Consider the following 12,322-nt stretch of genomic DNA (forward strand, 5'->3'; position numbering starts at 1 on the left):
CCCGCGCGAGCACCGCACGGCCCCGCGCGATTCACGGTAGGCGCCGAGCGCCACGCGGCCGCGCCGTCGGCCGGCGGCGCGGGAGACGGGCCGGTCGGCAGTCGCGGCCGCGTGGGAGACACGGTGCCCGCCGCGGCGCGGGACCGGCCGGGAGCTGACGGGGGCGGAGACCCCCGGCCGGACCGCGTCACTCGGGCGGGCACCGGACCCCTCGCCGACTGTGGCGAGGCGCCCACATCCGGTGTACCACGGTGCGTCGCCAGTGCCACCGCTGTGTTCCGGACGGGTCACCGGACGGGTAAGTGGGTGACGACACGGGCCGGTTGGGCGGTTCGAACGTAACCGGTCCGGTGCATGCCGATGCCGGCCGGCGGGTGTGGGTTGGTTTCTCGTCGGGGCTCCGTCGATGCTGCTTCCGGATGGCGTGGGTGGAGCCGATACCGTGGGGCGCAGCCGCTCGAGTCCCGCGCCGAGCGGTTTGGACGTCGCCGACCGCGTGCTCACGCTCCGGCTGAGTGCGCACGCCGCGGCTGCGCGCAGGCGATCGGTGCGTGAGCACGGTCTGGCCGCACGGGCGCGGTCCGGCGCGTGAACACGGCTGGCGCGAACACGGTCCGGCTGCGCGGACGTCCACGAGCGGAGACGGTGGAGGTCGCTGTGGTGGAGGTCGGAGTGCCTGACGAGATCGACGAGACCGCCGGGCTGGAGCAGCTCGACGAGCCGAGCCCCGGCCCCGTGGCGGCCCGGATGAAGGTCCAGGTCATAGCCCGAACGGAGTTCCTCCCGCCGGACGACGTCCCGTGGAGCACCGACGCCGAGGGTGGCCAGGCGCTCGCGGAGTTCGCCGGTCGCGCCTGCTACCAGAGCTGGAACAAGCCGAACCCGGCGACGGCGACGAACGCCGGCTACCTGCGGCACATCCTCGACGTCGGCCACCTGTCGGTGCTCGAGCACGGAACGGTCTCGCTGTACATCACCGGTGTCTCCCGGAGCCTGACCCACGAGCTCGTCCGGCACCGGCACTTCTCCTACAGCCAGCTCTCCCAGCGCTACGTCCCCGAGCACGATGCGGCCGTCGTCGAGCCCGAGGTGATCGCCTCCGACCCCGAGTTGCACGCCCTGTTCACCGAGGCGGCCGCCGCGTCCATGGACGCGTACGCGCGGCTGCTGGAGGGTCTCGAGAAGCGGTTCGCCGACGTGTCCGCGCCGACCTCGCGCCGCAAGCAGGCTCGTCAGGCGGCCCGTTCGGCGCTGATGAACGCCACCGAGACCAGGATCGTCGTCACCGGCAACTACCGCGCCTGGCGGCACTTCATCGCGATGCGGGCCAGTGAGCACGCCGACGTCGAGATCCGTGGGCTGGCGATCGCCGCGCTGCGCGCCCTGCGGGATGTGGCACCGAACGTCTTCGCGGACTTCCGGGTGACCACCCTCGACGACGGCACGGAGGTGGCTTCCAGCCCGCTGGTCGGCGAGGGCTGACCCAGGCCGGGGCTGACGAAGCCGGGCGGGCCCGTTCCGGGCGCGCCGGAACCCGTCCCGCCGTCCGCGCTGGACCATGCCGCCCATGTCCGTCCATGCCGATCGGGGGTGCCTGTTGGGAAATCCGTCCCGACCGCGTCGCGTCCAAAGGGCTGTCAGGCCAGGGCCGTGTCGACGCCCGCAAGGGACCACCGGCCCGGCGTTCACGCGACGTTCGCCCGGGTTTTGTCCGGGCGGAGTTAACCGGGTCCAGCCTTACAACGGATCAGCGTTCCGCCCGGTGTCGAGGGAACGATGGTGGGGCCGCCGGTAACGGCACCCACGCGGTAACGACACATGCGAGGCACGGTACAGACGAGGCAACGGCGCCGAGGCGGGACCAGCAGAGAGGGCGGGCATGATCAACGTCGCCGAGATCGGCGCGGAGTCCGGTGTGCAGAGCACGGGGCCGCTGTCCACCGAGGAGCTGCGACTGATCGACGCCTATTGGCGCGCCGCCAACTACCTCGCGGTGGGGCAGATCTACCTGCTCGACAATCCGTTGCTCACCGAGCCGCTGCGGGCCGAGCACATCAAGCCACGGCTGCTCGGGCACTGGGGTACCACGCCCGGGCTCAACCTCATCTACGCCCACATGAACCGCGTCATCCGCCGCAACGACCTCGACGCGATCTACGTGATCGGCCCTGGCCACGGCGGGCCGGGAATCGTGGCCAACACCTACCTCGAGGGCACGTACAGCGAGATCTACCCCTCCGTCACCCAGGACAGGGAGGGGCTGCGCCGGCTGTTCCGGCAGTTCTCGTTCCCCGGGGGAATTCCCAGCCATGTGGCGCCGGAGGTGCCCGGTTCCATTCATGAAGGCGGTGAGCTGGGGTACGCGCTCACCCACGCCTACGGCGCCGCCTTCGACAACCCGGGCCTGGTGGTCGCCGCCGTCGTCGGTGACGGCGAGGCGGAGACCGGCCCGCTGGCGGCGAGCTGGCACTCCAACAAGTTCCTCGACCCGGTGCGCGACGGCGCGGTGCTGCCGATCCTGCACCTCAACGGGTACAAGATCGCTCAGCCGACGATCCTCGCTCGCATCCCCGAGTCGGAGCTCGACGCGCTGATGCGCGGCTACGGCCACGAGCCGCTGCACGTCACCGGCGATGACCCCGCCGACGTCCACCAGCAGTTCGCCCGGGTGCTCGACACCGCCGTCTCGCGGATCTTCGACATTCAGGACCGCGCCCGCCGCGGCGGCGACTCGTCCCGCCCCGTGTGGCCGATGATCGTCCTGCGCACGCCGAAGGGGTGGACGGGTCCGTCGACGGTCGACGGCCGGCCGGTCGAGGGGAACTGGCGCTCGCACCAGGTGCCGATCGCCGAGCTGCACGGCAACCCCGAGCATCTCGCCCTGCTGGAGTCGTGGCTGCGCAGCTACCGGCCATGGGAGCTGTTCGACGCCGACGGGCGGCTGGTCCCGGAGCTGGCGGCGCTGGCTCCCGTGGGCACCCGCCGGATGAGCGCGAACCCGCACGCCAACGGCGGTGAGCTGCTGCGTGACCTGACGTTGCCGGACTTCCGCGACTACGCCGTCGACGTCCCGCAGCCGGGAGTGGGCTCCAACGAGGCGACGCGGGTGCTCGGCGGCTTCCTGCGCGACGTCATGCGCTCGAACCCGAACACCTTCCGCGTGATGGGCCCGGACGAGACCGCGTCGAACCGCCTCGGGGCGTTGTTCGAGACCACGTCCCGGGCCTGGAACGCCGAGACGGTGCCGACCGACGAGGACCTCGCCCCGGACGGCCGGGTGATGGAGGTGCTCTCCGAGCACCTGTGCCAGGGCTGGCTGGAGGGCTACCTGCTCACCGGCCGGCACGGCTTCTTCTCGTGCTATGAGGCGTTCATCCACATCGTCGACTCGATGGTGAACCAGCACGCGAAATGGCTGAAGGCGACCCGGCACATTCCCTGGCGCCGGCCGATAGCCTCCCTGAACTACCTGCTCACCAGCCATGTCTGGCGCCAGGACCACAACGGCTTCTCGCACCAGGACCCGGGCTTCATCGACCACGTGGTCAACAAGAAAGCCGAGATCATCCGGGTCTACCTGCCGCCGGACGCGAACACGCTGCTCTCGGTGGCCGACCACTGCCTGCGCAGCCGGCATTACATCAACGTCATCGTCGCCGGCAAGCAGCCGGCACTGAACTACCTGCCGATGTCGGACGCGATCGCGCACTGCACCCGCGGCCTGGGTATCTGGGACTGGGCGAGCAACGACCACACCGAGGACGGCGACGGCACCCCCGACGTCGTCATGGCCTGCGCCGGGGACATCCCGACCCTGGAGACGCTGGCCGCGGTCGACATCCTGCGCCAGAACTTCCCCGAGCTGAAGGTGCGGGTCGTCAACGTCGTCGACCTGATGTGCCTGCAGGCGGAGGCCGAGCACCCGCACGGCATGTCCGACGCGCGCTTCGACGCGCTGTTCACCGAGGACCGGCCGATCATCTTCGCCTACCACGGCTACCCATGGCTGATCCACCGCCTCACCTACCGGCGGCGGAACCACGGCAACCTGCACGTCCGCGGCTACATCGAGGAGGGCACGACGACCACGCCCTTCGACATGGTCATGATGAACAACCTCGACCGCTTCCACCTGGTCGTGGACGTGATCGACCGGGTCGCCAGCCTCGGCGCCCGCGCGGCGCACGTCAGGCAGCGAATGATCGACGCCCGTCTCGCCGCCCGCGCCTACACCCGCGACCATGGCGAGGACGACCCGCGCATCCGTGACTGGACGTGGCCTTACTGACAGAGGGCATGCTGACCAAGAGCGGCACGCGCCCACCCCGCCGGGAAGGACCGATAGACGTGGCGGACGTCCCGACGCGGGCTCCGGCCGGCGCTGCCGCGGCGGTGAACGTGCTCGTGGTGAACGCGGGTTCGTCCAGCGTGAAGCTGCGCCTGCTCGGCTCGGACGACCGGGTGCTGGCCGCACACGACCTGCGCGCCGTGGCGGGGCGGCCCGACCCGGCGGAGCTGGAACAGGCCGTCGACGCCCTCGCGCACGCCGGCGAGGTCACCGTCACCGGACATCGCGTCGTGCACGGCGGGTCGACCTTCACCGACCCGGTGCTCGTCGACGAGCAGGTCGAACGGCGCCTGCGGGAACTCGTCTCCCTGGCGCCGCTGCACCAGCCGGCCGCGCTGGCGGCGCTGGCCGACGTGTCGGAGGCGCTCCCCGGTGTCCCACGCGTGGCCTGCTTCGACACCGCCTTCCACTCCCGGATGCCGCTCGAGGCCATCACCTACCCGGTCCCGGCCCGGTGGCGAGAGCAGTACGGCGTCCGCCGCTACGGGTTCCACGGCCTGTCGCACGCCTACGCCGCCCGGCGGGCGGGCGAGCTGACAGGAGCGCGCCGGGTGGTTACCGCTCACCTGGGCTCGGGTGCGTCGCTGGCCGCCGTGCGGGACGGCGTCAGCATCGACACCACAATGGGCTTCACCCCGCTGGAAGGCCTGGTGATGGCCACCCGCTCCGGCACGGTCGACCCGGGTCTCCTGCTCTGGCTGCAGACCGAACAGGGGATGACCGCTCAGGAGCTCACCGACGTGCTGTTCCACGAGAGCGGCATGACCGGCCTGGTCGGGTCGGCGGACATGCGGGCCATCCTGACCGGCGCGCGCCGGGCGGGCACCCCCGAGGCGCTCGGCATGGCCGTCTACCTGCACCGACTGCGAGCCGAGACAGCCGCGATGACGGCATCGCTCGGCGGCCTGGACGCACTCGTCTTCACCGGCGGCGTCGGGGAGCACGCCGGCCCGGTACGTTCCGGGGCCGCCACCGGCCTCGCCTTCCTCGGGGTCGCGGTCGACGAGGAGCGCAACCTCTCCTACACCGGCGGCGACCTCGACATCAGCGCACCGGATGCACCTGTGCGAACCCTGATCATCGAAGCGCGCGAGGACATCGAGATCGCCCGCGCCGCCCGCGAACTCCTGGCCTCCCTGACCTGAGGCCCCACCGACCTGAGGCCCCACCCCGGGATAGGTCGCCCGAAGCCCCTCACCCGAGGCTCTGGTCCCGGGGTTTGCCGTCCGAACCTCTCCACCTGGGGCTCCACCTGGGGCTCCGGCTGGGGCTCTGGGCTGGGTCCGTCGGTGGCTGGCTGGAAACTGTGGGCTGCTACGGTCTCGTGGTGTGATCGGCACATTCCGGAGTGTTTCTCCCGGCTCCCGGGGCGGGGGGCGCTGAGTGGCGGGCTCGGGCGGCGGCGGCTTCGGCGGATTCGGTGGCTTAGGCGGTTCAGGGGGAGCCGGAGGTGCGGGCGGTGCCGGCGGCTCGGGGGCCGTCAGCCGGCTACGCCGGTGGAGCAGGCGGGATGACGCCGACAGCGCCCCGGTGCTCGACCTCACCGACGTTGACGAGGTCACCACGATGTTGCTCGCGCCCCCGGCCGAGTACGCGGGGCTGCGCCGGCGGGTCGTCGACCAGTTCACGATTGTCAGTGCCAACCGCTGTCGGCTTACCCGCTCGGTGAACTGGGGCCCGCTCGACGGGCTGCTGAACAGCATTGTTCCGGGTACCGGGCGGCTCGACACCGTCGGCCGGCTGCCGCCGGAGGTCTGCCTGCTGCTGCCGATCTCCACGTTGCCCAAGCGTGCCCTGGTCGGATTCAATCTCGCCGGTCCGAGTGGCTCCGACGCCCACCTGATGCCGTACGGGACGTCCGTCGCGATCCAGGGCAACCTGATCGCGCTGCTCGCCGACGCCATCGGCTGCCCGCTGCCCGGCCCGGCGCGCCGCGTCGTGGACGCGATCTCCAGGTTCCGCCCGGGGCGGCTGTCCGGCAACCTGCCTGGGCTGGTGCCCCGCAAGGGACGTCCGCTCTCGCTCGAGGCCGTCGCGACCTATCTTGCGCGTGAGGCGGATCTGTCGGTGCCGGATGTGACACTGCGGTCGTGGCAGGCGCTGCTCGAGCCGGCCCAGCTTCTGCTGCGCTCGGCGCTGGCGGAGCCCTTCGACCCGCTGAGCAGTGCGGACACGATGCTGCTCGCCGCCGGCGAACTTTGGCGTGATCCGGACGTCCCCACACCGCTGGAGGTCGCGCACATCGGTTACTACCTGCGGGAGTTCACCGCCTGGATCGACGAGCTGAGCCTGGCGGGCCCGGCCGCGGTGCCGGTGCTGAGCACGGTGGCGGAGTACGGGCGGCGCTGGGAGGCGCTCGCCGCCGTCACCCTGGACCCATACCGCCCCTGCTTGATCAAGATGTCCGAGGAGCGGCGGACGGTGCTGGCTCGGCGTTGCCCCGTCCGTGACGAGTCGCTTACTCTGCGGCAGCGGTGGCTGGCGCCGGTGGCCCTCGTCGACATCGACCCGGGCGGCCCGGGCAGCTACCACGTGAGCGTGGGCACCGACGACACCAGTATCGAGCTGAGCACGCCGATCACGGTCGACCTGGAGCACCGCCGGATCGCCCGGACCTACGTCGAGGACGTCCACCAGAACCGTGAGGTGTACGCGTTCTACACCACCGATGCGCGTCGGGCGGCGCGGGCGAAGCTGGTGGTGGGCCTCAGCGTCTCGCCGGACGTCGCCCGCGTCACGCTGGCGATCCTGGTCCTGATGTGTCTCACCGTGGCCTTGTCGGCGTTGCCGTTCGAGCTCGGAGCTGACGCGGTCGCGGTCGTCGCGGTGCCGTCGTCGTTCGCCGCGACCCTGCTGCTGACCAGGGAGCGGTCGAGCCTCGCGGCCTGGGTGCTCGGCCCGGCCAAGCAGGCACTGCTCGCGCTGCTGGTGGCGCTGGCCGTGCTTTCGGGGCTGCGTGCCCTGGGCTGGCACACCCCGCCGGCGGACCCGGGCGGGTCGATCATGTCGGTTCCGGGAGTGTCGTCCCAGCTAGGGGCGCTGGCCCCGGCCGTGCCACCGGGGCGTTCGGTGAGCTTGTCCGCATTGGTGGCCGCGACGGACCGGCCGGGCACGTGGCAGGTGGGAGGAGCTGGTCCGCGCCGGTGAACGGCGACCGCCGCACCGGCTGTGGCGGTACCCTGAACACACTGTCGTGCGAGACGGGGCGGTGGGCATGCCGAAGAACTACGGCGCGGGCGTCACTGGTGGCGCGGCCGCCTGTGGCGCGGCTCGCGTGGGCGGCCCGCTGTCGTTCGTCCGTCTCGGTCGTCGTGAGCTGTGGATGCGGCTCGACCGAAACATGGTCGCCGGTGCCCGTCGAGGGTCTACGAGCCATCCTCCCGCCGCCTCTCCGGGCGCGGCGAGGGTGGCATCCGGGTCATGAAAGCCGCTCAGAAGTAGTTCCTGGTTCCTGCCCCGGCCCGCCGGTGCGGCGACCGACCCGGCGTGACCGGTCGGTGCCGCCCGCTCGCGGTGGGGGGCCGCCGACTGGCGCCGCTCGGCGACTGTCGGAGGAGATGTCGGAGGTGCCCGCTAGCGTGGCAGGTATGTCAGCATTGCCCCCGGCCCCGTTCGGGCGGATGATCACGGCGATGATCACGCCGTTCACCGCGGACGGCGGGCTGGACGTCCCCGGCGCCGCGGCGCTCGCGGAGCATCTCGTCGACGCCGGTAATGACGCGCTGGTCATCAACGGCACCACGGGCGAGTCGCCCACGACGTCGGATGCCGAGAAGGACATCCTGGTGCGCGCCGTCCGTGACGCGGTCGGCAGCCGCGCCCAGGTGATCGCCGGCGTCGGCACGAACGACACCCGGCACACCGTCGAGCTGGCCGAGGCGGCCGAGAAGGCGGGCGCCAACGGCCTGCTCGTGGTCGCGCCGTATTACAACAAGCCGCCGCAGGCCGGGCTGCTCGCGCACTTCCGGGCAGTCGCCGACGCGACATCCCTGCCTGTGATGATCTACGATATTCCCGGCAGGTCCGGTGTACCGGTCGCGACCGAGACTCTCCTGAAGCTGGCCGAACACTCGCGTATCGTCGCGGTCAAGGACGCCAAGGACGATCTCTCCGCGTCTTCGTGGGTACTGGCCAACACCGGCCTCGCCTACTACTCGGGCACGGACGTGCTCAATCTTCCGCTTCTGTCCGTCGGTGCGTGCGGTGTGGTCAGTGTCGTCGGTCACGTGGCCAGCCCCGCCATTCGGGCGATGATCGAGGCCTTCGGGGCCGGTGAGGTGGGTCGGGCGATCGCGCTCCACAAGGGCTTGCTGCCCGCATATCAGGGAATCTTCCGCACTCAGGGTGTGATCACGGCAAAGGCGGCGCTGGCCATGGCCGGCCTGCCCGCGGGGCCGGTCCGCTCCCCGCTCGTCGACGCGACGGAGGCCGAGCGAGCCCAGCTGCGTGCCGACCTGGCCGCGGCCGTGCTCGATCCCGGGCCCCCGCCCGGGCCCGCGGGGCCGGGCGCCGCCGCGGTCGTCCCGGGGACGGCGGCCTCATGATGCATCCGCACCCGGAGCTGGGCCCCCCACCGCCGCTGCGTGCCGACGGCCTGAGGATCATCCCGCTCGGCGGCCTCGGTGAGATCGGTCGCAACATGACCGTGTTCGAGCATGCCGGGCGGCTGCTCATCGTCGACTGCGGGGTGCTCTTCCCCGAGACCGACCAGCCCGGCGTCGACCTCATCCTGCCGGACTTCACCGCAATCCGGGACCGCCTGCAGGACATCGAGGCGGTCATCCTCACACACGCGCACGAGGACCACATCGGCGCCGTCCCGTACCTGCTGCGCGAACGGCGTGACATCCCCCTGGTCGGCACCCGGCTGACGCTCGCGCTCATGGTGGCCAAGCTCGCCGAACACCGCATCCAGCCGGTGACCCTGCAGATCCGCGAGGAGGAGAGGCACTCGTTCGGTCCCTTCGACCTCGAGTTCCTCGCCGTCAACCACTCCATCCCAGACGCGGTCGCGGTCGCGATCCGCACCGACGCGGGCCTGGTGCTGCACACCGGCGACTTCAAGATGGACCAGCTCCCGCTGGACGGGCGGCTCACCGACCTGGGCGGCTTCGCCCGGCTCGGCCGCGAGGGCGTCGACCTGCTGCTCTCGGACTCGACCAACGCCGAGGTCCCCGGCTTCGTCGCCTCGGAGCGCGCGATCGCCCCCGTGCTCGACAAGGTCTTCCGCGAGGCGGACAGGCGCATCGTCGTCGCGTGTTTCGCCAGCCACGTCCACCGCGTGCAGCAGGTGCTCGACGCCGCCGAGTCGCACGGCCGGTCGGTCTGCTTCATCGGCCGGTCGATGGTCCGCAACATGGGTGTCGCCCGCGATCTCGGCCTGCTGCGCGTGCCGCCCGGCCTGGTGATCGACAGCCGGGACGTCGACTCGCTTCCCGACCGCAACATCTGCCTGGTATCGACCGGGTCGCAGGGCGAGCCGCTGTCCGCGCTGTCGCGCATGGCTAACCGGGACCACGCGATCCGGATCCAGGAGGGCGACACGGTCGTCCTGGCCTCCAGCCTGATCCCGGGCAACGAGACGGCCGTGTTCCGCGTGATCAACGGTCTGACCAGGTGGGGCGCCCGGGTCGTGCACAAGGGCGTGGCGATGGTCCACACCTCCGGGCACGCCCCGGCCGGTGAGCTGCTCTACGTCCTCAACGCGACCAAGCCGTCGAACATGATGCCCGTCCACGGCGAGTGGCGGCACCTGCGTGCGCACGGCGCGCTCGCGGAGGCCACCGGTGTCCCGCCGGACCGGGTCATCATCGCCGAGGACGGCATGGTCGTCGACCTCATCGACGGCCAGGCGGAGATCACCGGAGCGGTGCCCTGCGGGATGGTCTTCGTCGACGGGCTCGCCGTCGGCGACGTGGGGGAGTCGAGCCTGAAGGACCGGCGGATCCTCGGCGAGGAGGGCTTCATCACGATCACGGTCGTGGTGGACGCCGCCGCCGGCAAGGTCGTCGTCGGCCCGGATCTCTCCGCCCGCGGGTTCTCCGACTCCCGGGCCGCGTTCGAGGAGGTCCGCGGCAAGCTCGCGGACGCCCTCGCCGACGCGATGCGCTCCGGCATGACCGACACCAACGCGCTGCAGCAGCTCGTCCGGCGCACGGTGGGCCGTTGGGTCAACGACCGCTACCGCCGCCGCCCGATGATCCTCCCGGTCGTCCTGGAGGTCTGAGGCGGCCCTCCCGGCCCTGGACCTCACGGTCCAGGGCCGGTTCTCCGCCCTGATGGTCAGTCGGTCGATATATGTCGTGTGCCGTTATATCGTCCGTGCATGGCAATGGAGGACATGCGGGAACCGACGTTCCTGGTGCTCGCCGCGCTGGCTGACGGCCCGCGCCACGGGTACGCGGTGATCCGCGAGGTCACGGACATCTCCGGCGGTCGGGTGACCATGCGGCCGGGCACGCTCTACGGCGCTCTGGACCGCCTCGCCGGCGAGGGCCTCGTGCGGGTCGAACGCGAGGAGGTCGTCAACGGGCGGCTGCGGCGGTACTACTCGCTGACCGATGACGGGGCGGGCGCGCTCACGGAGCAGACCGAGCGGCTGCGGGCCAACGTCGCCGAGGCTGACCGCAGGCTGCGCCTGCGCGTCCGGCCCGCCACCGGCCCGGCGACGGCGTTCGCCCGGGTGACCAGGCTGGCGCCCCCGAGCGTGCCGGCGATCGGCTGAGGGCGCGGCGGACGATGAGCACGGAGAGACCCGACCCGCGGTCGCACCAGAGCGGCGCCGAACCGCCCGGTCCGGAGACCGCCTACCGCCGGTTGCTGCTCTGCTATCCGCGCCGCTGGCGGGAGGCCCGCGGTGAGGAGCTCCTCGGCACGCTGCTCGACGGCGCCGAGGCGGCCGGGCGCACCCGGCCGAGCAGGGCGGAGGTGGTTGACCTCGTCGTGCACGGCCTGGCGACCAGGTGCGCGCTCGCCGCCGCCGTCGCCGGCCGGCGACGGATCATGCGGGTGGCCCTCGTGGTGACGTATCCCGCCACCGGGACGGTGCTCGCGCTCGGCCGTCACACCGACCTGTTGCGCCCACCGCTGTCGCTGCTGCTGGTACTGGCGGTGTTGGCCGTCCCGGCACTGGCGGGGGCCGCGGTCACCCGCGCGCCCGGTCGCCGGGGCGCGGGCCCCCGGGGCCTGGTGGCGGCGACGGGCGCCGTCCTCGGCTGGGTCGCGCTCCTCGGCGTCTTCGGCTACCGGTTCGGATGGTGGAGCACGCACGACGACGGCTTCCTCGGCACGCTGCGACTGTCCTCGACGGGCTACTGGAGCGGCTCCTTCTACGGGTCGCTCGCCGAGACGGTGCCACAGGGGCTGCTCGCGGGGGGCCTGCTGGGCGCGATCGTGGGTGTTCGGCGGCCGGGCTGGGTGGCCGCGGTCTTCGTCTGCGGCGTCGTCCTGTGCGTGCTCCCGGTGCTGCACGCGTGGGTCGACCACTGGGTTTTCCATCAGCGGATCATCCAGATCGCCCTGGCGCTGGCGGTTCTGCTGTCCGTGGCGCTGGTAGACGCGTGGCGTGCCCGGCGGATCCTGTCGACGAAGGGCCCCGCGGGGCCGGCTGGCGTGCCGCCGACGCTGATCTGACGGCTTCTCGTCAGCTCAGCGCTCAGCCGAGGCGGGCGGATGGCCTGACCGGGCGGGGAGATGCCCGGGACCACAGATGTGGCGCGCCCGGATAGTCTGGGTTGCAGCGACTCGCGGTGCTTCCCGGGTACCTTCTCCGCGTGGCCACACGCACGTCCAACGCGCGCACGCAGGCGCAACCCAAGCCGCGGACGGCCACGGCGCGATCCGGCGGCTCGGGCGGCTCCGGTGGTACCGGCCGGGCTCCGGCCAAGGGCCGCGCCGGGTCGCCCACCCGAGGCGGTGCCGCCCGTGGGGCGAGCACCCGCCGGCGGACGACCGCGCCGCGGGCGCCCGTCCAGC

The 12,322-nt window shown here is 72.0% G+C and carries 8 protein-coding genes; all 8 read left to right on the plus strand.

Annotation, left to right across the window (positions count from 1 at the left end; all coding sequences use genetic code 11):
- The first annotated feature begins 747 nt into the window (after window positions 1-747).
- The 8 genes from thyX to FRANEAN1_RS05920 all read left to right on the plus strand — a co-directional run bounded on the left by thyX (window position 748) and on the right by FRANEAN1_RS05920 (window position 11,980).
- A complete protein-coding gene (thyX, locus tag FRANEAN1_RS05885) occupies window positions 748-1,482 on the plus strand; it encodes an FAD-dependent thymidylate synthase (RefSeq protein ID WP_041255550.1) in 735 nt (244 codons plus the stop codon).
- Window positions 1,483-1,879: 397 nt separating this feature from the next.
- A complete protein-coding gene (locus FRANEAN1_RS05890; RefSeq protein WP_020458826.1) occupies window positions 1,880-4,288 on the plus strand; it encodes a phosphoketolase family protein in 2,409 nt (802 codons plus the stop codon).
- A gap of 59 nt (window positions 4,289-4,347) precedes the next feature.
- On the plus strand, window positions 4,348-5,493 hold the full coding sequence (locus tag FRANEAN1_RS05895) for an acetate/propionate family kinase (RefSeq protein WP_020458827.1): 1,146 nt from the start codon (window positions 4,348-4,350) through the stop codon (window positions 5,491-5,493).
- A gap of 238 nt (window positions 5,494-5,731) precedes the next feature.
- Complete coding sequence (locus tag FRANEAN1_RS05900; protein WP_020458828.1) at window positions 5,732-7,495, plus strand: hypothetical protein; 1,764 nt, start codon at window positions 5,732-5,734, stop codon at window positions 7,493-7,495.
- 410 nt (window positions 7,496-7,905) lie between these two features.
- Window positions 7,906-8,892, plus strand: coding sequence for a 4-hydroxy-tetrahydrodipicolinate synthase (gene dapA, locus FRANEAN1_RS05905; protein ID WP_041253731.1), 987 nt, complete (start codon window positions 7,906-7,908; stop codon window positions 8,890-8,892).
- Window positions 8,889-10,574, plus strand: coding sequence for a ribonuclease J (locus FRANEAN1_RS05910; RefSeq protein WP_020458830.1), 1,686 nt, complete (start codon window positions 8,889-8,891; stop codon window positions 10,572-10,574). The genes dapA and FRANEAN1_RS05910 overlap by 4 nt, the downstream gene beginning before the upstream one ends.
- A 99-nt stretch (window positions 10,575-10,673) precedes the next feature.
- Window positions 10,674-11,072, plus strand: coding sequence for a PadR family transcriptional regulator (locus FRANEAN1_RS05915; RefSeq protein ID WP_020458831.1), 399 nt, complete (start codon window positions 10,674-10,676; stop codon window positions 11,070-11,072).
- Between the two features lie 14 nt (window positions 11,073-11,086).
- Complete coding sequence (locus tag FRANEAN1_RS05920) at window positions 11,087-11,980, plus strand: hypothetical protein (RefSeq protein WP_020458832.1); 894 nt, start codon at window positions 11,087-11,089, stop codon at window positions 11,978-11,980.
- The last annotated feature ends 342 nt before the right edge of the window (window positions 11,981-12,322 follow it).

Origin of the sequence: Parafrankia sp. EAN1pec, assembly GCF_000018005.1 — a bacterium.
Classification (GTDB): domain Bacteria; phylum Actinomycetota; class Actinomycetes; order Frankiales; family Frankiaceae; genus Parafrankia; species Parafrankia soli.

Bases quoted from the DNA above. Each gene is read 5' to 3' on its own strand.
- thyX (WP_041255550.1), top strand. From the start codon at position 748: ATGAAGGTCCAGGTCATAGCCCGAACGGAGTTCCTCCCGCCGGACGAC.
- FRANEAN1_RS05920 (WP_020458832.1), top strand. From the start codon at position 11,087: ATGAGCACGGAGAGACCCGACCCGCGGTCGCACCAGAGCGGCGCCGAA.
- FRANEAN1_RS05910 (WP_020458830.1), top strand. From the start codon at position 8,889: ATGATGCATCCGCACCCGGAGCTGGGCCCCCCACCGCCGCTGCGTGCC.
- FRANEAN1_RS05890 (WP_020458826.1), top strand. From the start codon at position 1,880: ATGATCAACGTCGCCGAGATCGGCGCGGAGTCCGGTGTGCAGAGCACG.
- dapA (WP_041253731.1), top strand. From the start codon at position 7,906: ATGTCGGAGGTGCCCGCTAGCGTGGCAGGTATGTCAGCATTGCCCCCG.
- FRANEAN1_RS05915 (WP_020458831.1), top strand. From the start codon at position 10,674: ATGGCAATGGAGGACATGCGGGAACCGACGTTCCTGGTGCTCGCCGCG.